This window comes from Herbidospora cretacea (assembly GCF_001570605.1).
Taxonomy (GTDB): Bacteria; Actinomycetota; Actinomycetes; order Streptosporangiales; family Streptosporangiaceae; genus Herbidospora; species Herbidospora cretacea.
In genome coordinates, this window is record NZ_BBXG01000007.1 from 467,948 (window position 1) to 488,345 (window position 20,398).

Annotated in this window: 23 protein-coding genes; 18 read left to right on the forward strand and 5 right to left on the reverse strand. The window is 70.7% G+C overall.

The window, feature by feature from the left end; translation table 11 throughout:
• Window positions 1-28 precede the first annotated feature (28 nt).
• The 14 genes from AW270_RS16835 (at window position 29) to tsaD (ending at window position 11,613) form a co-directional block, all read left to right on the forward strand.
• Window positions 29-919: an ABC transporter ATP-binding protein gene (locus AW270_RS16835; RefSeq protein ID WP_061295267.1), complete on the forward strand. Its 891-nt coding sequence runs from the start codon at window positions 29-31 to the stop codon at window positions 917-919.
• On the forward strand, window positions 916-1,782 hold the full coding sequence (locus AW270_RS16840; protein WP_061295268.1) for an ABC transporter permease: 867 nt from the start codon (window positions 916-918) through the stop codon (window positions 1,780-1,782). Before AW270_RS16835 ends, AW270_RS16840 begins: the two co-directional genes overlap by 4 nt.
• Window positions 1,779-2,687 carry an ABC transporter ATP-binding protein gene (locus AW270_RS16845; RefSeq protein ID WP_061295269.1) on the forward strand — a complete coding sequence of 303 codons (909 nt, stop codon included), beginning with the start codon at window positions 1,779-1,781 and terminating at the stop codon, window positions 2,685-2,687. The genes AW270_RS16840 and AW270_RS16845 overlap by 4 nt, the downstream gene beginning before the upstream one ends.
• Complete coding sequence (locus AW270_RS16850; protein WP_061295270.1) at window positions 2,684-3,400, forward strand: ABC transporter permease; 717 nt, start codon at window positions 2,684-2,686, stop codon at window positions 3,398-3,400. Before AW270_RS16845 ends, AW270_RS16850 begins: the two co-directional genes overlap by 4 nt.
• Window positions 3,397-3,855, forward strand: coding sequence for a holo-ACP synthase (locus AW270_RS16855; protein ID WP_061295271.1), 459 nt, complete (start codon window positions 3,397-3,399; stop codon window positions 3,853-3,855). Before AW270_RS16850 ends, AW270_RS16855 begins: the two co-directional genes overlap by 4 nt.
• A gap of 156 nt (window positions 3,856-4,011) precedes the next feature.
• Window positions 4,012-5,472, forward strand: coding sequence for a bifunctional ADP-dependent NAD(P)H-hydrate dehydratase/NAD(P)H-hydrate epimerase (locus AW270_RS16860; RefSeq protein ID WP_061295272.1), 1,461 nt, complete (start codon window positions 4,012-4,014; stop codon window positions 5,470-5,472).
• Window positions 5,469-6,596: an alanine racemase gene (gene alr, locus AW270_RS16865; protein WP_061295273.1), complete on the forward strand. Its 1,128-nt coding sequence runs from the start codon at window positions 5,469-5,471 to the stop codon at window positions 6,594-6,596. The genes AW270_RS16860 and alr overlap by 4 nt, the downstream gene beginning before the upstream one ends.
• A complete protein-coding gene (locus AW270_RS16870; RefSeq protein ID WP_061295274.1) occupies window positions 6,593-7,645 on the forward strand; it encodes an alpha/beta fold hydrolase in 1,053 nt (350 codons plus the stop codon). The genes alr and AW270_RS16870 overlap by 4 nt, the downstream gene beginning before the upstream one ends.
• 26 nt (window positions 7,646-7,671) lie before the next feature.
• Window positions 7,672-8,100, forward strand: coding sequence for a tRNA (adenosine(37)-N6)-threonylcarbamoyltransferase complex ATPase subunit type 1 TsaE (gene tsaE / locus AW270_RS16875; RefSeq protein WP_061295315.1), 429 nt, complete (start codon window positions 7,672-7,674; stop codon window positions 8,098-8,100).
• Between the two features lie 116 nt (window positions 8,101-8,216).
• Window positions 8,217-8,852: a hypothetical protein gene (locus AW270_RS16880; protein ID WP_157522111.1), complete on the forward strand. Its 636-nt coding sequence runs from the start codon at window positions 8,217-8,219 to the stop codon at window positions 8,850-8,852.
• A gap of 3 nt (window positions 8,853-8,855) precedes the next feature.
• Window positions 8,856-9,401: a class F sortase gene (locus AW270_RS16885; RefSeq protein WP_061295276.1), complete on the forward strand. Its 546-nt coding sequence runs from the start codon at window positions 8,856-8,858 to the stop codon at window positions 9,399-9,401.
• Window positions 9,402-9,444: 43 nt separating this feature from the next.
• Window positions 9,445-10,146 (forward strand): tRNA (adenosine(37)-N6)-threonylcarbamoyltransferase complex dimerization subunit type 1 TsaB, encoded by a 702-nt coding sequence (tsaB, locus tag AW270_RS16890; RefSeq protein ID WP_061295277.1) that lies wholly within the window; start codon window positions 9,445-9,447, stop codon window positions 10,144-10,146.
• Window positions 10,147-10,166: 20 nt separating this feature from the next.
• Complete coding sequence (gene rimI, locus AW270_RS16895) at window positions 10,167-10,598, forward strand: ribosomal protein S18-alanine N-acetyltransferase (RefSeq protein ID WP_174549871.1); 432 nt, start codon at window positions 10,167-10,169, stop codon at window positions 10,596-10,598.
• Complete coding sequence (tsaD, locus tag AW270_RS16900; RefSeq protein WP_061295279.1) at window positions 10,591-11,613, forward strand: tRNA (adenosine(37)-N6)-threonylcarbamoyltransferase complex transferase subunit TsaD; 1,023 nt, start codon at window positions 10,591-10,593, stop codon at window positions 11,611-11,613. The genes rimI and tsaD overlap by 8 nt, the downstream gene beginning before the upstream one ends.
• 61 nt (window positions 11,614-11,674) lie before the next feature.
• On the opposite strand, the gene AW270_RS16905 is transcribed toward tsaD, so the two are convergent.
• The 3 genes from AW270_RS16905 to AW270_RS16915 form a co-directional block, all read right to left on the reverse strand.
• Window positions 11,675-12,850, reverse strand: a complete 1,176-nt coding sequence (locus tag AW270_RS16905; RefSeq protein WP_061295280.1) for a hypothetical protein — start codon at window positions 12,848-12,850, stop codon at window positions 11,675-11,677.
• A gap of 180 nt (window positions 12,851-13,030) precedes the next feature.
• Window positions 13,031-14,182, reverse strand: a complete 1,152-nt coding sequence (locus AW270_RS16910) for a class I SAM-dependent methyltransferase (protein ID WP_061295281.1) — start codon at window positions 14,180-14,182, stop codon at window positions 13,031-13,033.
• A gap of 109 nt (window positions 14,183-14,291) precedes the next feature.
• Window positions 14,292-15,278 (reverse strand): ricin-type beta-trefoil lectin domain protein, encoded by a 987-nt coding sequence (locus tag AW270_RS16915; protein WP_061295282.1) that lies wholly within the window; start codon window positions 15,276-15,278, stop codon window positions 14,292-14,294.
• A gap of 224 nt (window positions 15,279-15,502) precedes the next feature.
• On the opposite strand from AW270_RS16915, the gene groES reads away from it, so the two are divergent.
• The 4 genes from groES (at window position 15,503) to AW270_RS38825 (ending at window position 18,625) form a co-directional block, all read left to right on the forward strand.
• A complete protein-coding gene (gene groES / locus AW270_RS16920) occupies window positions 15,503-15,814 on the forward strand; it encodes a co-chaperone GroES (protein WP_061295283.1) in 312 nt (103 codons plus the stop codon).
• A gap of 63 nt (window positions 15,815-15,877) precedes the next feature.
• Entirely contained in the window at window positions 15,878-17,497 is a 1,620-nt protein-coding gene (gene groL, locus AW270_RS16925) for a chaperonin GroEL (RefSeq protein ID WP_061295284.1), read from the forward strand.
• A 325-nt stretch (window positions 17,498-17,822) separates the two neighbouring features.
• Window positions 17,823-18,467: a sigma-70 family RNA polymerase sigma factor gene (locus AW270_RS16930; RefSeq protein WP_082801614.1), complete on the forward strand. Its 645-nt coding sequence runs from the start codon at window positions 17,823-17,825 to the stop codon at window positions 18,465-18,467.
• The gene (locus tag AW270_RS38825; RefSeq protein WP_157522113.1) at window positions 18,464-18,625 is read left to right on the forward strand and encodes a hypothetical protein; all 162 of its coding nucleotides are present in this window, start codon (window positions 18,464-18,466) and stop codon (window positions 18,623-18,625) included. Before AW270_RS16930 ends, AW270_RS38825 begins: the two co-directional genes overlap by 4 nt.
• Here the strand turns inward: AW270_RS38825 and AW270_RS16935 are convergent.
• Window positions 18,586-18,963 (reverse strand): DUF5319 domain-containing protein, encoded by a 378-nt coding sequence (locus AW270_RS16935; protein WP_030451440.1) that lies wholly within the window; start codon window positions 18,961-18,963, stop codon window positions 18,586-18,588. The two genes, AW270_RS38825 and AW270_RS16935, sit on opposite strands and share 40 nt — an antisense overlap.
• A gap of 48 nt (window positions 18,964-19,011) precedes the next feature.
• Window positions 19,012-20,001: a helix-turn-helix transcriptional regulator gene (locus tag AW270_RS16940; RefSeq protein WP_061295285.1), complete on the reverse strand. Its 990-nt coding sequence runs from the start codon at window positions 19,999-20,001 to the stop codon at window positions 19,012-19,014.
• Window positions 20,002-20,398 lie beyond the last annotated feature (397 nt).

Here is a 20,398-nt window from a genome sequence, read left to right on the forward strand (position 1 = left end):
CCAGGAGTGAAGGAGTACTGTCCCGATCATGACCATCCTCGCCACCGAGGCACTCACCAAGCGATACCCCCGGGTGACCGCGCTCGACCAGCTCACGGTCAGCGTCGGCGCCGGGGTGACCGGGCTGGTGGGCGCCAACGGCGCGGGCAAGTCCACACTGATCAAGATCCTTCTCGGGCTGGTCCCGGCGAGCGAGGGCTCGGCCCGGGTGCTCGGCCTCGACCCGGCGACGCAGGGGCAGGAGATCAGGCGCTCCGTCGGCTACATGCCGGAGCACGACTGCCTGCCACCCGACCAGTCAGCCACCGAGTTCGTCGTCCACATGGCCCGGATGTCCGGCCTGCCGCGCACCACCGCCCGTGAACGCGCCGCCGACACGCTGCGCCACGTCGGGCTCCAGGAGGAGCGCTACCGGCCGATCGGCGGCTACTCGACCGGCATGAAGCAGCGGGTCAAGCTGGCCCAGGCGCTCGTCCACGACCCCAAGGTGATCTTCCTCGACGAGCCGACCAACGGCCTCGACCCGCAGGGCCGCGACGAGATGCTCCGCCTGGTCCACCGGATCGGCACCGAGTTCGGCATCAGCGTCCTGGTCTGCTCCCACCTGCTGGGCGAGCTCGAACGCGTCTGCGACCACGTGATCGTCATCGAGGGCGGGCGGCTGCTGCGCTCCTCGGCGATCGGCGAGCTCACGCAGGCCTCCCAGGTGATCACCGTGGAGGTCGAGGAGGGCCTGGAGAAACTGGCCGCCCGGCTGACCGAGACGGGCGAGACCGTCGCCGTCGAGGGCCGCACACTGGCGCTGCAGGTGCGCGCCGACGAGACCTACGACCTGCTCAGGGACGCGGTCGTCGACCTCGACCTCAACCTGGTCCGCCTGGAGCAGCGCCACGCCCGCATTGAGGATGTGTTCCGATGAGTCAGCCCACCGGCGTCATCCATGACATCGGTTACCGCCACTACGACGGGCCGAGGCTCGGGCGGGGCGCCGGCGCCGTCGCGTTGTGGGTCTACAGCCTGCGCGGCACCTTCGGCCTCGGCCGCACGTTCAAGTCGAAGATCATGCCGTTCCTGCTGTTCGGGGCCATGATGCTGCCGACCGTGGTGTCGATCGCGATCATGGCGCTGCTGAAGCAGGAGCCGATGAGCTACACCGACTACGCGGTCTTCATGCAGCCGATCATCGCGATCTTCCTGGCCGCGCAGTCGCCCGTGCTGGTGGCGCCCGACCTGCGCCACAAGGTGATCCCGCTCTACCTATCGCGGCCCGTCACGATCGTCGACTACATCGGGGCCAAGCTCGCGGCGATGATCGCGGCGCTGCTGATCCTGCTGGTCGTGCCGCTCACCGTGCAGTTCGTCGGCGAAATGCTGATCGACCTGCCGATGCCGCTGCACACCCACGAATACCTGGCCGCGCTCGGCGGTTCGGTGCTCAACGCGGTGCTGCTGGCCTCGATCGGGCTGGCGCTGGCGTCGTTCACGCCGCGCCGGGGGCTCGGGGTGGCGTCGGTGATCGCGTTCTACATGTTCACGCTGGCCGCCTCGGCGGTGCTCACCGGGGTGCTCGAGAGCGAGGGCCACCGCGACGCCGCGTCGTGGAGCATCCTGCTCAACCCGTTCTTCCTGGTCAACGCCGTGCAGGCCAACCTGTTCGGCACCCAGCCCACCGAAGGCCTGCCCTTCCCGTCCGGGGCGGGTCCGGCGCTGATCCTCCTCGCCGTGGTGGCCCTGGCCCTCACCGGGCTGTACGCCCGCTACCGGAAGGCGCTGGCCGCATGAGCGTGATCGAGATCCGGCAGGTCAGCCGCTGGTACGGCGACGTCGTCGCGGTCAACGACGTGACGATGACGATCGGCCCCGGCGTGACCGGCCTGCTCGGCCCCAACGGGGCGGGCAAGTCGACCCTGCTGCACCTGATGGCCGGTTTCCTCCAGCCGTCGGGCGGCACGGCCACCCTCGACGCCAAGCCGATCTGGAAGAACCAGGACGTCTACCACACGATCGGCCTGGTGCCCGAGAAGGAGGGCGTCTACGGCTTCCTCACCGGCTGGCAGTTCGTGCAGTCGGCGGCCCGTCTCCACGGCCTCGGCGACGACGCGGCCAACCGGGCCATCGCCCAGGTCGACATGGCCGACGCCAAGGACCGGCGGATCGAGACCTACTCCAAGGGCATGCGGCAGCGCATCAAGGTCGCCGGGGCGCTCGTCCAGGAACCGGCCGTGCTGCTGCTCGACGAGCCGTTCAACGGCATGGACCCGCGTCAGCGGCTCCACCTGATGGACCTGGTCCGCGACCTCGGCGCGGCCGGCAAGACCATCGTGTTCAGCTCCCACATCCTCGAAGAGGTCGAGCGGGTCGCCCAGCAGATCGAGGTCATGGTCGCCGGGCGGCACGCCGCCTCCGGCGACTTCCGGGAGATCCGGCGGCGGATGACCGACCGGCCCCACCTGTTCCGGGTGAGATCCTCCGACGACCGGCGGCTGGCCGCCGCGCTGATCGGCGACACCGCGTCGGGCGGGGTCTCGCTCACGCCGCAGGGCCTGGAGGTCCGCACCGTCGACTTCCGGCGCTTCACCCACCAGCTCCCGAGGCTCGCCCGCGACCTGGGCGTCCGCCTGTGGCAGGTGTCCCCGACCGACGAAGACCTGGAAAGCGTCTTCTCCTACCTGAGCGGCCGATCATGAACACCGTCGTCGCGTCCATCACCTACCGGGCCATGCTGGGCCGCAAGCGCGTCTGGCTGCTGGCCCTGCTGCCCATCGCGCTGATCGCCTTCGCCCTGCTGTTCCGCTTCATCGGGGGCGGCGACGAGAGCGTCGCCGTCGAACTCATGAAGACCTTCGCGATCGGCACCATGCTGCCCCTGCTCGGCCTCATCGCCGGGACGGGGGTGATCGCGCCGGAGATCGAGGACGGCACGATCATCCACCTGATGTCGAAGCCGATCTCCCGTCCGGTGATCGCTTTCACCAAGTACGTCGTGGCGGCCTCGCTGATGCTGGGCTTCTCGGTGATCCCGACCTATGTGGCGGCGTACATCCTGATCGGCACCGAATCGGGGATCGCCGCCGGGTTCGCCCTGGGCGCGCTGTTCGCCGGGATCGCCTACGCCGCCGTGTTCTTCCTCCTCGGGGTGGTCTCCCGGCACGCCGTCACCATCGGAGTGATCTACGCTCTCGTGTGGGAAGGGCTGATCGGCGGGTATGTGCCGGGAGCCCGGCGCTTCTCCATCCAGCAGTGGGCCCAGTCGATCGCCGACCAGGTGACGACCTCGGCCTTCCTGAAGTCGGAGGTGGCGCTGAGCTTCGCCGTCCCGGCCATGGCGATCGTCGTGGTCGGATCGGTGGTGTGGGCCGGTCAGCGGCTAAGGGTGCTCTCACTCACGGGGGACGAGTGATCGTCGGTATCGGGGTCGACCTGGTGGACGTGGCGCGGTTCGCGGCCACGCTGGAACGTCGGCCCGCCCTGCGCGAACGCCTCTTCACCGAGGTGGAACTCCAGGGCCGCTCGGTGTCCACCGGGCTGGTCTCCGGCCAGTCCGGGGCCCTGTGCACCGGCCACGCCGGAGATGAACTCTGCGGCGAGACCTTCGCCGACGCGGGCCGCGACGTCCCGGTGGCGTCCCTGGCGGCCCGCTTCGCCGCCAAGGAGGCGGTGGCGAAATCGCTGGGCGGGCCTCCTGGCCTGGCCCACCGCGAGGCCCAGGTCGTCGTGGGCGAACACGGGCGGCCGTCGCTGATGATCAGCGGGCGCGCCGGGGAGATCGCCGACGAGCTCGGCGTCCGCAACTGGCACCTGTCCCTCAGCCACGACGGCGGCTTCGCGGTCGCCTACGTGATCGCCGAGGGGTAGTTCCAGAAGACCTTCGCTCCGTTACGGCTCCGCCTACCCTGACCCCGCCCGCCACCCCGAGCGCGGGCGGCCACCCGGCGCTCCCCGGCCGCTCATGCCAGTCGCCGCGACGGCCGAGCCGTTTGGTCGTCGGGGCCTCGGGATAGCGTCGACACCATGTGGACTGCTTACTCCAGCGATCAGGTCAGGCAGGCCGAGAGCGCCCTGATGGCCACCGTGCCCGACGGGGAGCTCATGCAGCGGGCGGCCTCGGGCCTGGCCGCCGTCTGCGCCAGGCTGCTGCCGGGGGTCTACGGCTCCCGGGTGGTGCTGCTCGTGGGCGGCGGCGACAACGGCGGCGACGCGCTCTACGCCGGGGCGCGGCTGGCCGGGCGCGGGGCTCGCGTGGAGGCGGTGGCCGTCGGGAGCAGGATCCACGCCGGCGGGCTCGCGGCGCTCAGGAAGGCCGGTGGGCGGCTGATCGAGCCGGGGGAGGTCGGCACGCCCGACCTGATCCTCGACGGGCTGCTCGGGATCGGCGGGAAGGGGGCCCTGCGGGAGTCCTACGCCACCCTCGCCCGGATCGCCGCGCGGTCGGGGGCGATGGTGGTCGCGGTCGACGTGCCGAGCGGAGTGGACGCCGGCACTGGCGAGGTCGCGGGTGAGGCCGTCAGGGCCCAGGTCACCGTCACGTTCGGGGCCAGGAAGGCCGGGCTGCTGGTCGACCCGGGGGCCGAACGCGCGGGCGTCGTCGAGTTCGTCGACATCGGGCTCGCCGACCACCTGCCCGAGCCCGAGATGACGGCGCTGACCAGCCACGACGTGGCCGGGATGCTGCCCGTGCCGGGGATCGAGTCGGACAAGTACCGCCGGGGGGTCGTCGGGGTCCTGGCGGGGAGCGACCGGTTCGCCGGGGCCGCCGTGCTCGCGGTCGGCGGGGCGGTCAGGTCGGGCGCGGGGATGGTCCGGTTCGCCGGGCCGCAGGACGCCGTCCACCAGGTCAGGGCGCGCTGGCCCGAGGCGATCACGACCGTCCTCGAAGGTGATCCCGTCGACGAGGTCGGCCGGGTGCAGGCCTGGGTCCTCGGGCCGGGCATGGGGACCGACGACCGGGCCGCCCGGATCGTCGCCGAGGTGCTCGGCACCGGCCTGCCGGTGATCGTCGACGCCGACGCGCTCACGGTCGTGTCAAAGAATCCCGAGCTGCTGCACCGCCAGGCCCCCACCCTGATCACCCCGCACGCCGGTGAGCTGGGCAGACTCCTCGGCGTCGACGCGAAGGACATCGAGGCCAGACGGCTCGAACACGTCCGCAGGGCCGTCGAGGAGCTCCAGGTGACCGTGCTGCTCAAGGGGTCGACCACACTGGTCGCCGAGCGGGGGCGGCCCGTCAGGGCGAACACGACCGGCACCTCGTGGCTGGCCACGGCCGGGACCGGCGACGTGCTGTCGGGGATCTCGGGCACGCTCCTGGCCGCCGGGCTGCCCCCCTACGACGCCGGAAGCGTGGCCGCATTTCTGCACGGCCTGGCCGCCCGGAAGGCCGCCGAGGGCGCGCCGATCGCCGCACTCGACGTCGCGCTCTCGTTGCCGGATGTGATCCGGCACCTCCGGACGGCTGCAAATATGGAGGCATGAGCAGCAGCTTCGTCACTCCTGCCGAGGCCAGGGTCGACCTGTCCGCCATCCGCCACAACGCCGCCCTCCTCAAGGAGGCCGCCGGCGGGGCCGAGGTGATGGCGGCCGTCAAGGCCGACGCCTACGGCCACGGAATGGTCCCGTGCGCGCAGGCGGCGCTGGAGGGCGGGGCGTCCAGCCTGGGGGTCGCGACGGTCCGCGAGGCCATCGCGCTGCGCGACGGCGGCGTCACGGCGCCGGTGCTCGCCTGGCTCATCCCGCCGGGGGAGCCGCTCGACGAGGCGGTGGCCAAGGGCGTCGACCTGTCGGCCGGGGCTCCGTGGCTGGTCGAGGAGATCGCGGCGGCGGCCAGACGCACCGGAAAGACGGTGAACGTCCACCTCAAGGTGGACACGGGGATCTCGCGCGGCGGCGCGTCCGCGGCGGCCTGGCCCGAGCTGGTGGAGGCCGCGCTCAAGGCGCAGGCCGAGGGGCTGATCGCGGTCGACGGGGTCTGGTCCCACTTCGCGTGCGCCGACATTCCGGGCCACCCCTCCATCGAGGCCCAGCTCAGGGCCTTCGACGAGGCGTGCAAGAGCCTGCCCGACGTCAGGCGGCACATCGCCAACTCGGCCGCCATCGTCACGCTGCCGCAGGCCCACTACGACCTGGTCAGGCCGGGCATCGCGCTCTACGGGCTCAGCCCGATCCCCGAGATGGGCGACTTCGGCCTCCGGCCCGCCATGACCCTCACCGCCCGGCTGGCCCTCGTGAAGAAGGTCCCGAAGGGCTCGGGGGTCTCCTACGGCCACCTCTACACCACCGCGGCTGACACGACGCTTGGCCTCGTCCCCCTCGGGTACGCGGACGGGATCATGCGAAACGCCACAAACCGCGCCCAAGTCCTCGTCAACGACCACCGCTTCACCATCGCCGGACGCGTCTGCATGGACCAGTTCACCATCGACCTGGGAGGTCACCCCGCCGCAGAGGGGGACGAAGTTGTCCTTTTCGGGCCAGGCGATAGAAATGAACCCACATGTCAGGAATGGGCCGATTCCCTCGGGACGATCACTCATGAGATCGTGACCAGGATCGGGACCCGGGTGCCACGTGTCCACGTGCGGCAAGGAGAGCGGGAATGACAGTACGGCGCAAAGCCGGCATCGCGGGGCTCGTGGTCGGTGCCGCCTCCGCGGGGGTGGCGGTGGCCGCCCTGGCCAAGCGCTACGCCGTCGGACGCATCCGCCTGCGGCCCGATCTGGAGGCCAGTGAGCCCTTCGGTGAGCTCCACGGCACCACCGCCCGGGTCGTCACCTCCGACAACCTCACCCTCGCCGCCGAGGTCGACGGGCCGGCCGACGCCCCGCTGACGATCGTGCTCTGCCACGGCTACTGCCTGACCTCCGAGTCCTGGCACTACCAGTGGCGGCTGCTGCGGGAGAAGTACCGCGTCGTCGTCTGGGACCAGCGCTGCCACGGCCGGTCGGAGCGGGTGCTCGACGTCGACCAGTCGATCGACCGGCTGGGCGACGACCTGGCCCATGTGCTCGACGAGCTGGTGCCGGGGCCGTGTGTGCTGGTCGGCCACTCGATGGGCGGCATGACGATCATGGCGCTGGCCGACGAGCGGCCCGAGTTGTTCGGCGACAAGATCAAGGGGGTCGCCCTCATCTCGACCTCCGCCGGGAAGCTGGCCGAGCTCAGCCTCGGCATGCCCGCGCTGGTCGCGAAGCTGGTCCACAAGGCCACGCCGACGGCCGTGTCGGTCATGAAGAAGAAGGCCGCGCTGGTCGACCGGGGGCGTCAGGCCGGGAACGACATCTCGTTCCTGCTGCTGCGCCACCTCGGCTTCGGCGACTCCAGCAAGGTCAGCCCGACCCTGGTCGACTTCGCCGAGTCGATGATCCGGGCCACGCCCTCCGACGTGATCGCCGGTTTCTACCCGGCGCTCATGTCACACGACAAGTTGAAGGCGCTCGACGTCCTGAACAAGGTGCCGACGTCTATCATCGTCGGCGACCGTGACTGGCTGACCCCGCCCGAGCACAGCAGGGCGATCGCGGCGGCCGTGCCGACGGCGACGCTGACCATGGTGACCGACAGTTCCCACCTGGTTCAGCTGGAGTGTCCGGGAATCGTGAACGACGCCCTGGTCGACCTGATCGAACGGGCGGAACAGGGGGATCGGTGAAAGAGCCTGCGGCCACGGCCGAGGACATGCGCGCGCTCGGCCTGAAGATCGCCGGGCTGCTGCGGGCGGGCGACCTGGTCGTGCTGACCGGCCCGCTGGGGGCGGGGAAGACGACTCTGACCCAGGGGATAGGCGAGGGCCTGAACGTCCGCGGGCCGATCACCTCGCCCACGTTCGTGATCGCCCGGGTGCATCCGTCGCTGTCCGAGGGGCCGGCCCTCGTCCACGCCGACGCCTACCGGCTGGGCGGCGCGCTGGAGGTCGACGACCTCGATCTCGACGCCTCGCTGGCCGATTCGGTCACCGTGGTCGAGTGGGGCGAGGGCCTCGTGGAGGGTCTTTCCGAAGATCGGCTGGAGATCGTGATTGACCGGGACGACTCCGACGAGAGTAGGTATGTCCTAGTTCGCGGCGTTGGGGATCGTTGGTCGGAAATTCCCGTGGTGACGATCTAGTACGGTCCCGCTTGGAGCCTTCCACCCGGCCGCCGATTCGTTAGAAAATGAAGATCTTTGCTGATGGATTGGCCTAGATTTTCTGGGTAATGGTCGGCGGTGGGAGGGGTGGGGCCATGGGCGCTTTATCGAAGGTCGCGTTGGCCGGGGTGGTGCTGCTCGGGGTCGCGGGATGTTCCGCCGAGGCGGGGATCGTGCCCGAGCCGTCCATCACGGTGACTCCGCCGTTGCCTACGGTCACCGCGACCGTACCGCCGCGGCAGGAGGTCCGGGTCGTCATCACCCCCAAGGAGATCCAAGGGGGGCAGTCCCGGAACATCCGGGTCACCGCCTACTGCCCGCCCGCGCTGCCGGGCACCAACTACCAGGCCAGCGCCCACTCCGACGCGTTCACCGGCATCGTGAGCCTGCTGGCCCCCGCGCCCGAGACGCCCGCGCCCTCCGCCGCCCCCGCGCCCCGGCTGACCGGCGTGGCCGTGCTCAGGGCCAGCGCGAAGGCCGGCGGCTACCGCGTCGAGGTGCGCTGCTCGGCCACCAACGACATCGGCAACACCCGCCTCCAGGTGCTGCGCAGCGGCAACACCGCCGACGAGACCCGCTTCCCGACCAAGGCGCCCGGCGCCGGCGGCGGCGGCACGGCGGCCGGTGGTCCCACTGACGACTCGGCCATCCCCGTCGCCCCGTTCGCCGTGGCCCTGCTGGCCGCGGCCGGTGTGGGCATCGCGGTGGCCCGCAGGCGCGCCCGGGGCTGAGTCTTGGCCGTCTCGTCCCGGATGGTCGTCGCGGCGGTCATCTCGGGGTTCGTCCTGTTCGCGCTGACCAAGCCGGAGACGGCCGAGGTCGAGGGCGCGCGCACCGCCGCCGTGCCCGAACGCATCGACATCCCCGTGCTGGAGATGAAGGCGCCGCTGATCAAGCTCGGCCTGACCGGGAACGGTGAGGTCGAGCTGCCGCCCTACGAGAAACCCAAGATCGCGGGCTGGTACGAGGGCAGCGCCGTCCCCGGCGACAAGGGCGCGGCGGTGATCATCGGGCACGTCGACACCAAGACCGCGCCCGCGGTGTTCTACCGGCTGCGCGAGCTCAAGAAGGGCGCGGTCGTCAAGGTCGTCAGGTCCGACGGCAAGACCATCTCCTACGAGGTCGACGCCATCGAGCAGATCCCCAAGGAGAGGTTCCCGGCCGAGAAGGTCTACCTCGGCGAGGGCCTGCGCCTGGTCACCTGCGGCGGCCAGTTCGACTGGGATGCCCACGAATACAAGGACAACGTCATCGTGTACGCCTCCCGCCTCAGTACCTGAGCGCCGTCCGAGCACACGGCGTGTAGGGCTAGGCTTGCTTTTTGTGCTGGTCCTGGCCTTCGACACGGCGACCCCTGCCGTGACCGCCGCGGTGCACGACGGAACGCGCGTGCTGGCGGAATCCACCACCATCGACGCCCGGCGCCACGGGGAGCTGCTCGCGCCGGCGATCGAGACCGTCCTCCGCGAGGCGGGCGGGTCCATCCATGACGTGACGGCCGTCGTCGCGGGCGCGGGCCCCGGGCCCTACACCGGCCTGCGGGTCGGCCTGATCACGGCTCGGGCGCTGTCCACGACGCTCGGCGTGCCCGCCTACGGCATCTGCACGCTCGACGCGATCGCCTACGCCGCCGGCGTTCCCGGCCCGTTCACGGTGATCACCGACGCGCGCCGCAAGGAGCTCTTCTGGGCGACCTACGCCGACGGGGTCACCCGCCTCGACGGCCCCCGGGTCGACCGCCCCGCCGACGTGCCGGTTCAGGGCGCGGTCGTGGGCGCGCGGCTCTACCTCGACGGCGTCACCGGCCCCGAACACCCCTCCGCCGGGGCGCTGGCCGCGCTGGCCGCCCGGGAGCTGGCCCGGTTGTCGCCCGAGGAGGCGGCCGCGGCGGCGAAGCTGCCCGAGGGGCGCATCGACTCGGTCGAGGCCGCCCAGAACCGCGCGATCCTCGGCCCTCCGGCGCCGATCTACCTGCGGCGGCCCGACGCGCAGGTGCCCGGGGCGCCCAAGAAGGTGACGGCGTGAGCGTCGTCACGCTGCGCGGCATGAAGGTGGCCGACCTGGCCGCCGTGATGGAGCTCGAACGCGCGACCTTCCCGGCCGACGCGTGGAGCGAGCGCATGATGCTCGGCGAACTCGCCGACCAGCCCCGCACCCGCCACTACATCGTGGCCGAGCGCGACGGCGAGATCGTCGGCTACGCCGGCCTGGCCGTGGCCGCCGACCAGGGCGACGTGCAGACCATCGCCGTCCTGGCCGCACACCGGCGGGCCGGGGTGGGCGCGCTCATGCTCAACGAGCTGCTCGACGAGGCCGCCCGACGCGGGGCCTCGGCGGTCTTCCTGGAGGTGCGGGCCGACAACGCCCCCGCCCAGGCCATGTACGAACGGTTCGGTTTCCAGCAGCTCGGCCTGCGGCGGGGCTACTACGACGACGGAACCGACGCGATCACGATGGTGAGGAAACTCGATGGCTGACGAGCCGATCGTCCTGGGAATCGAGACGTCCTGCGATGAGACGGGCGTCGGCATCGTGCGCGGCCACACCCTGCTGGCCGACACGATCGCCTCCAGCATGGACGAACACGCCCGCTTCGGCGGGGTCGTCCCCGAGGTGGCCTCCCGGGCCCACCTCGACGCGATGGCCCCCACGGTCGACAGCGCCCTGGCGAAGGCCGGCCTGAAGTTCTCCGACATCGACGCCATCGCGGTGACCGCCGGTCCCGGCCTGGCCGGGGCGCTGCTGGTCGGCGTCGCCGCCGCCAAGGCCTACGCGGTCGGCCTCGGCGTGCCCCTCTACGGCGTCAACCACCTCGCCGCCCACGTGGCGGTCGACCAGCTCGAACACGGCCCGCTGCCGGAGCCGTGCATGGCCCTGCTGGTCTCGGGCGGCCACTCCTCGCTCCTGCTGGTCCCCGACGTGACGCGCGAGGTCGTCTCCCTCGGCTCGACCGTCGACGACGCGGCCGGCGAGGCCTTCGACAAGGTCGCCCGCGTGCTCGGCCTGCCCTTCCCCGGCGGCCCCCACATCGACCGGGCGGCCCGCGAGGGGCGCGGCGACGCGATCCCGTTCCCGCGCGGCAAGGTCGACGACGGGACGCTCGACTTCTCCTTCTCCGGCCTGAAGACGGCCGTGGCCCGTTACGTGGAGAAGCAGGGCGGCGACGTCTCCGTCCCCGACGTGGCGGCCTCGTTCCAGGAGGCCGTGGTCGACGTGCTGACCCGCAAGGCCCTCCAGGCCTGCCGTCAGAACGGGGTGGAGCACCTCCTGATCGGCGGCGGCGTGGCGGCCAACTCCCGCCTGCGGGCGCTGGCCCAGGAGCGCTGCGACGCGGCGGGCGTCCATCTCCGGGTGCCCCGGCCGGGCCTGTGCACCGACAACGGGGCCATGGTCGCGGCGCTGGGCTCGAACCTGGTCGCGGCGGGCGCGACGCCCTCGCTGCTGGACATCCCGGCCGACTCGTCGATGCCGATCACCACGATCAACGTCTGAGAAACGCGAGAAAGGGCCGGGATCGCTTTCCGCGGTCCCGGCCCTTTCGCGTGGAGCCTTGCTAGTCCTTGGCGCCTCTCGTGGGCCTCAGGAGGGCCTCAGCGAGCGCCAGCATGGTCTCCTCCAGGGCGCCCAGTCTCCTGGTCAGGTCGGTGTGGGCGGGCTCCACGGTGGTCGACAGGGCCTCGCGGACGGCCTCGCGGTCGGGGCGGGTCTCGACCAGGGGGCCGATCTCGCCCACCAGGCGGTGGAGTTCGCCGATCTCCAGGGTCGCGGGCAGCTGGCCCAGGCGCTGGTTGATCGACTCGACCCGGTCGTCGACGCCGTCGAAGCGTTCGCCGAGCTGCTCCTCCAGGGCCTCGACCTTGGTGGCCAGGCGGGTCTCGGCGTCGCCGACGCAGACGCCGAGGCGTTCGTCGAGGGTGGTGACGGCGCGGTCGGTGACGTCGAGCTTCTCGCCGTTCTCGGTGAGCTTGGCCTCGATGCCGGTGACGCGGGTGTCGATGTCGGCCAGGCACTCGTCGGCCGTCTCGATGCGGGCGTCGATGCGGTCGAGGCGGGCGGTCACGCCCGCGACCTGGCCCTCCAGGGCGTGGAACTGGGCCTTGGCTCCCGACTGGGCCTCGGCGATGGCGCTCAGCCTGGCGTTGCTGGCCGACTGCTGGCCCTCGACGCCCGAGATCCGGGTGGCGATCTGGTCGAGGGTGGCGGTCAGGCGGGTGACGACGTTGTCGAGGCCCGTGGTGAGGGCCTCGGTGACGTCGGCCTCCAGGCGGTCGAGGCGCTCGGTGAGGTCGGTGACGGCCTTGTCGATGCGGTTGAAGCGGGCCGCCGCCGTCTCCATGTTCGCCTGCATCTGGGTGAGGCGGTCGGCGACGGCGGTCAGGCGGGTGAGGGACTCGTCGACGCTCTCGCCGACGGTGCCGACGTCGGCCCACAGGCTGGGCAGCTCGCCGATCGGGGTGACCTTCTCGCCGACGGTGTCGACGTGGTCACGGACCATCTCGATGTGCTGGGCCAGGCCTTCGGCCCACGAGGGCGGACGGCCGGTCAGGTCGTCGAGGCGGCCGCCGACCGCCTCCATGGTCGCGCTGATGCCGCCGAGCTCACGCTCGCGGACCTCGCGGAGCAGCCATTCCATGCCCTCCATGCGCTGGCGGATCTCGTCGAGCACGGCCCCCTGGGTGCGCTGCTCGTAGACATGGTCCTGGGCCGCGCGGGCCAGCAGCTCGCGCATCCGATCGGACACTGCGGCCTGACTGCCCGCTTGAAGGAGGGTGTGGTTTTCCACCGAGGAGCTCCGGATCAAGAGGAAGACGTGAACACGTAATGTCACCGAACGATAACCCTCCGCGCCGTCACTTTCCCGGGGACAGGGAAAGATCGGGGTTCCCGGTGGATTGCCCGACTGGCGGCTTTACCTGCCCATTTCCGAGGCGATCACGGCTACCGGACGGGTCCCCAGACGGGTCAGCAGGACCACCGCCGACCCCTCGCCGGACAGTCGCAGATCGTGACGGAGCTTCTCCACGTCGACCGCCGATCCTCTTTTCTTGATCGTGACAGCGCCCACTTTCCGTTCGCGCAGCGCGGAGCGGAGCCGCTTCAGCGAGAAGGGCATGACCTCCTCGACCAGATAGCCCGCCGCCCACGGCGTGGGCACGTGGGAGTCGGCGGACAGGTAGGCGATCTGCGGGTCGATCAGCCAGCCGCCGAGGATCTCGGCGACCTCGCCGACGAGGTGGGCGCGGACGGCCGCGCCGTCGGGTTCGTAGAGGTAGCGGCCGATGAGGGCCACGTCGGCCTCGACGCCGCGCGCCGTCATGGTCTCCCCGTACGGGAGCAGCGTCGCCCGCCGCCCCGAGGAGCCGGACCACAGGACCGCCTCCTTGACCTCGCCCCGGAAGGAGACCCATTCGGCCTCCATGCCGTCGGGGATGTACTCGTAGGGGATGCCGGGGGCGACCTTCAGGCAGGCCCGGTTGGCCCGGCCGATCAGGTCGAGGATCACGTCCCAGGCGGGGGAGTAGGCGGCCGGGTCGAACACGCGGCCCTTCGTGGTCCGCCGGGCGGGGTCGGCGAACAGGGCGTCGTAGGCGGACGGGTCGAGGGTGGTCGCGTCGGCCAGGCGGACGGTCGTCCGTACGCCCAGGGCCTGGGTGTTCGCCGTCGCCACGGCAACCGTGAGGGGGTCGAGGTCGACCGCGTCGACCTCGCAGCCCGCCCTGGCCTGGGCGATCAGGTCGCCGCCGATGCCGCAGCACGCGTCGGCCACCGACAGGCCGGCCAGCCGCTTCGCGCGGTGCCCGGCCACCTCGGGCCGGGTGGCCTGTTCGAGGCCGTGGGGGGTGAAGTACATCCGGGCGGCCTCGTCGCCGAACTTCGCCGCCGCCCGCCGCCGCAGGCCCGCCTGGGTCAGCGCGGCCGAGACGAGATCGGGGTCGAAGCGGCGGCGCAGAGCACTGACGGCCTCGACCGGCCCGGCGCCGGTCCCCAGCATCGCGCCGGCCTCTGCCAAGGCCGTCTGCCCGTCGTCTGTCAGCAGGCGGGCGAAGCTCTCCAGATCCACACGCAGACGCTAGCGCCCGCCATTCGCCGGACGGACCGGCACCGTGGCTCCCGGGTCGGGAAGTCGGTGACCGGTGGTCACCCCGGCGGACAGCTCCGGGGCCCCTCGGTCATCGGGTGGTCCATCTCTGCGCGGCCGAGCCGTCGCACGTGCGCAGCTCGACCAGGGCGCCGTTGCCGGTGGCGTGGAGGCACTTGCCCGATCCGGCGCCGACGAGCGCGCCGCCCGGATTCTGGGTGAATTTCTGGGCAATGGTGCCGTCGGCGGCGCCGTTGCCGTTGACGTCGAGGCAGCGGTTCCCGTACACCCTGAGCTCGCCGGCGGCGGTTCTGGTCCAGCGCTGGTTCACGCCCGTGTGGCAGTCCCACATGTGGACCTGGGCGCCCTGGGCCTGGGAGACGCCGCTGACGTCCAGGCAGCGGCTCGGCGCGGCGTTCACGTAGGCGACGGCCGCGCCGCCCGGCGGGGTCAGGCTGCCGGGCACCGACTGGAGGGCGGTCCACCAGCGGGCGGCCATCTTGTCGTAGCCGGTCTGGTTGGGATGGAGGCCGTCGGCCAGGTGGGTCAGCGGGCCCTTCTGGGCCACGATGCCGGGCACGGCCGCGTTGAAGGCCTGGATCCTGGCGTTGAAGGCGGGATCGGCGGACGGTGTGATCTGTGCGACAAACAGCTCCGCCTGAGGGGCGTTGGCGCGGATTCTGGCGATCAGGGCCGACAGGCGCGCGGGGGCGGCGGGCACCTGGAACTGCCGGCCCATGTCGTTGGTGCCGATGTGCAGCAGGATCGTCCTGGGCGTGTAGGTCCGCAGCCGCCCTGCGATCTGGTCGATCCGCCAGCCCGAGTGGCCCTCGTGGTCGTGGTCGCCCAGACCGGCCGGTCCGTTGCACCCCGAGCCGACGAAATCAACCGTCTGACCTGCCTGGACGAGCCGTTGCCATAGATTGACACGGTAGCCGCCGGGGACGTTGAACCCGTCGGTGACCGGGTCGCCCGGCGGCATGACCCGGACGCCGCCGTTCGACTCGGCGTACACGGGGGTGACGAGGAGCCCGGCCGCGAGCCCCAGGCCCGTGCGGGCCGCCAGTACTTCGCGCATTGGCCATCCCCTCGCTGGGTGGCACAAGCGAGGGCGTGATCGATGAAGGACTCTGGGTGTGGTTTCGCTCGTGTTGACGAGCCCGGGGAAGGTGCATACTGTGTCGTGTTGGCACTCGCCTAGTGAGAGTGCCAATGCGACGCAGATAGGTCTGACACCCGCGACGGCAGGCCGCTGGTCGCCTCTTCAGCTCATTCATCGCAATCTGAAGGGGAGGTCCGATCGTGACGACCGCCACCAAGGTTCCCGTTAAGCCGCTCGGCGACCGCATCGTGGTCCAGCCGCTTGAGGCCGAGCAGACCACCGCCTCCGGCCTGGTCATCCCGGACACCGCGAAGGAGAAGCCCCAGGAGGGCCGCGTCCTCGCTGTGGGTCCCGGCAACTGGGACGAGTCGGGCAGCAAGCGGGTTCCGCTCGACGTCAGTGAGGGCGACGTCGTCCTCTACAGCAAGTACGGCGGCACCGAGGTCAAGTACGGCGGCGAGGAGTACCTCGTGCTCTCCGCCCGTGACGTGCTCGCCATCATCGAGAAGTAGGCCGTGAGGAGACCCCGGGCGCGACGAGCGCCCGGGGTCTTCGACGCTGAGAGGACTCCGTAGATGCCCAAGACCCTGTCGTTCGACGAGGACGCCCGCCGCTCGCTTGAGCGCGGCGTGAACGCCCTCGCCGACGCGGTCAAGGTGACCCTCGGCCCGCGTGGCCGCAACGTGGTCATCGACAAGAAGTTCGGCGCGCCGACGATCACCAACGACGGCGTGACCATCGCTCGCGAGGTCGAGCTCGACAAGCCTTACGAGAACCTTGGCGCCCAGCTCGCCAAGGAAGTCGCCACCAAGACGAACGACGTCGCCGGTGACGGCACCACCACCGCGACCGTGCTGGCCCAGGCCATGGTCCGCGAGGGCCTGCGCAACGTGGCCGCCGGCGCCCAGCCGCTGTCCCTCAAGCGCGGCATCGACCTGGCCGCCAAGGCCGTCAGCGAGAAGCTGCTGGCCTCGGCGCGCCACGTCGAGGACAAGAAGGAGATCGCCCACGTCGCGACGATCTCCGCGCAGGACGCCAAGATCGGCGAGCTGATCGCCGAGGCGTTCGACAAGGTCGGCAAGGACGGTGTCATCACCGTCGAGGAGAGCAACGCTCTCGGCCTGGAGCTCGAGTTCACCGAGGGCCTCCAGTTCGACAAGGGCTACCTCTCGGCCTACATGGTCACCGACCAGGAGCGCATGGAGGCCGTCCTCGAGGACCCCTACATCCTCCTGACCCAGGGCAAGGTCGCCTCCCTGGCCGACTTCCTGCCGCTGCTGGAGAAGGTCGCCCAGACCAAGAAGGCCCTGTTCGTGATCGCCGAGGACGTCGAGGGCGAAGCCCTGGCCGTCCTGGTCACCAACAAGATCCGCGGCACCTTCACCTCGGTCGCCGTCAAGGCCCCCGGCTTCGGCGACCGCCGCAAGGCCATGCTGCAGGACATCGCGATCCTGACCGGCGCGCAGGTCGTCTCCGAGGAGATCGGCCTCAAGCTGGAGCACGTCGGCCTGGAGGTGCTCGGCACCGCCCGGCGCGTCGTCATCACCAAGGACGCCACGACGATCGTCGACGGCGCCGGTGAGGGCTCGGCCATCGCCGACCGCGTCAAGGAGATCAAGCTCGCCATCGAGCAGTCCGACTCCGACTGGGACCGCGAGAAGCTCCAGGAGCGCCTCGCGAAGCTGTCGGGCGGCGTGTGCGTGCTCAAGGTCGGCGCGGCCACCGAGGTCGAGCTGAAGGAGAAGAAGCACCGCCTGGAAGACGCGATCTCGGCCACCCGCGCCGCGATCGAAGAGGGCATCGTCTCCGGCGGCGGTTCGGCTCTGGTCCACCTGGCCACCGAGCTCGACACCCTCGGGCTGACCGGCGACGAGGCGACCGGTGTCGCCATCGTCCGCAAGTCGCTCGTCGAGCCGGCCCGCTGGATCGCCGAGAACGCCGGCCTCGAGGGCTACGTCGTGACCGCCAAGGTCTCCGAGCTCCCCGCGGGCCACGGCCTCAACGCCGCCACCGGCGAATACGGCGACCTGATCGCCCAGGGCGTCATCGACCCGGTCAAGGTCACCCGCTCGGCCGTGCAGAACGCCGCGTCCATCGCCGGCATGCTGCTGACCACCGAGGCGCTCGTCGTCGACAAGCCCGAGGAGGAGGCCCCGGCCCCCGCCGGCGGCCACGGCCACGGGCACGGTCACTGAGCAGACGAGAGGCGGGCGGCCGGAGGCTGCCCGTGGCTCGCGCCCTGGAATCCGCCTAAGCTACAGGGCTTGAAAAAAGCGGCCCCCACCCCATTCCGGGGTGGGGGCCGTAGTTCTATATAGAAGCTGTAAACCGGACAACTTGTCAGAACGTCCTATGGGTCTGACCTGTCAGAACATCTGACAAAAATACAGCATTTTGCGCGTATTACTGAAATGTCCAAAACCGTCGAGTGTTCGTTTGATTACTTGCGGTTATCGCCGCCCCAATGTGACCAATCCGTATCCGTTCACCATGACGACAGTTCTCTGTGTGGCGGGCATCATGCCTAACGTGACCGAGGGATGCGTCGCCGACGCCGCAACTGGGGTAAGGCTTGCGATTGGGTCCAGAGTCGACGTGAGGCCGGAGGAGTCCGACCTCAGGGAGCTGACCAGTCTGGCCGTGACAGGGGACCGCACCGCCATCGAGAGGCTGCTGACGCAGCTGCGGCCGATGGTCGTGCGCTATTGCCGAGCCAGGCTTGGCAGGGTTTCGGGGCATTATCACAATGCCGATGATGTGGCCCAGGAGGTCTGCATCGCGGTGCTGTCGGCGCTGCCGCGTTATCGGGACATGGGCCGCCCGTTCGCGTCTTTCGTCTTCGGCATCGCCTCCCACAAGGTGGCCGACGCGCTGCGCAGTTCGGTGCGGTCGGCCGTGCCGACCCAGGATCTCCCCGACGGGCCCGACGAGAGGCCCGGGCCCGAGGAGACCGTGGTGCGGTACATCGAGGCCGAACACGCCCGCGCGCTGCTGTCGCGGCTCCCGGAGAACCAGCGGGAGATCCTCATCCTGCGGGTGGTCTCCGGGCTGTCGGCGGAGGAGACGGGCAACGTCCTGGGAATGTCACCGGGCGCGGTCAGAGTGGCCCAGCATCGTGCTCTTGCCCGGCTCCGTCAGATGGCGGAGCTAGAGTCGATTGCGTGACAATCGACGTTGACGCCGTGCTCGACGCGTTGGCCCGGCGCGAGGCGGTGCGGTCTTCCGATCCGGCGATCTCGGTCCTGCGTGCCCTGATCGCCGACGTGGACAGCATTCAGGAAGTTCAACGGCTCTCTTCGGTGTCGATGACGCCGTCGACATAGCCTCGGGCGTACTCCCAGCTGACGTAGTCGGCGGGGTCGGGTTGGAAGGCGGGCTCGTGGACCTGGGGCCGCCCGTTGTCGATCATCTGGCGTAGGTTGCCCCGGAGCAGGTCCCAGTCGAAGTAGTGCTGTTCGCCACATTCCGGGCAGTCGAGCACCAGCCCGAGCACCCCCTGTGGTTCGAGCAGGGAGCGGAACACCTCCACGTCGGCGAGGTCGGTCAGAGCCTCGTCGCGCTCGGCCATCGTGAGCGGTTCGGCGTCGTCGAGCTCGCCCAGCTCCACGGCGGGGTCGTTGGGGTCGTCCGCGAACGGGTCGCGGGGGACGTCTTCCAGCACGTAACCACCATATGACTCCCATCGCCCCCGGTGTGCTCAAAGGCCGGGTCAGGACAGCCAGCCCCGCCGGGCGGCCTCGACCCCGGCCTGGAACCGGGTCTGCGCGCCGAGCTCCGCCATGGCGTCGGCGAACCGCGCCCGGACGGTCCGGACCGAGAGCCCCAGCCTCCGCGCGATGGTGTCGTCGGAGATCCCCTGGGACGCCAGCCGCAGCACCTGGACGGCCCCCGGCGAGTAGCGGATCGGGGTCGCCCGCTGCCACATCTCGTCGAACAGCGTGCGCAGCGCGCCGACCACAATCGGGGCTCTGACCAGGTAACAGTTGTAGGCGCTGCCGGGCAGCGACACCCCCCAGTCGGCCGGGAGGCCGGCCGCGTCGTGGCCGATCGCGAAGAACCAGCTCGGCACCCGGTCAAGGGCCCGGATGCCCGCCCCGGCGGCGGCCAGCCGGTCGAGCGACTCGCGCATTCCCGGGCTGCCGAGGGCCGAGGCGGGGATCACCGCACGGGCCGTGAGGAGATCGCTTTTGAGCGCCTCGATCCATGTGTCGGCATATTTTCGGATGAAATCCGTCAAACTGCGTTCATCGGGAATGGCGGTCACGAGATCTGACGGCGGCGACTGGAGCGCCAGCCCGATGACGCTTTCATAGAGTTCGTCGGCGCCGTTCACCAACTCCACGGGGAACTGGCGGCTCTGGTAATCGCGCCCGGCGTCATAAGTGAGGGTGAGCCCGCCCACCGAGGCCAGCACCTCGTCGATCTGGCGGCTCTCCTCGGCCAGCCGGTCGAGCCGGGCGGCGATCAGGCGGCCGATCGCGGCGGCGGGGTGGCGGGCCAGGTATTCGCCCGCCTGCTCGTCGACCGCGCCCAGCCGGACCAGGGCGGCCAGCCGGTCGGCGACCGTGTCGGCCGGTTCGTCGGCGGCCTCGGCGATCTCGGTCAGGGTGGCCCGGTGGAGTCTCAGGACGGTTTCGTACACCGCCGTCTGGGCCCGGCTGAGGCCCAGGCGTTCCAAAGGGTCGGCAGAGGTGGTCATCGTCGATCCAGTTTCAGGTCGTGGTCACGCCCAGATGTCTGCTCCCTCGCCAGGAAACCGCCGCGGCTGGGCCACCGAGCGACCACGCGAGAATAACGCGCTATTGCGTTTCCGAAGGAGAAAACCGCGACAGGTGCAGCTTCGTGTAGTTGCAGGTTCGGACATTGTGCCGGGACCCACTGTGACGCACTCTTGACCCTGCGTCGGCACGGGTGGGACGCCGTGACCGACCGGGCGCGGAGGGGGGCTCGGCGGTCACCGTGGGGGTCTCACCCATCTGGCGCGTCAGGGGGGTCCGTCGCAGGCGGTCCCCCCTTTCCCGTTTCTCGGGGGCGGGCTCCCAGCGCAAGCCGCAGCCGGCTTCGGCCGCCCGCTTCAGCTTATGCTCCGTTACGGC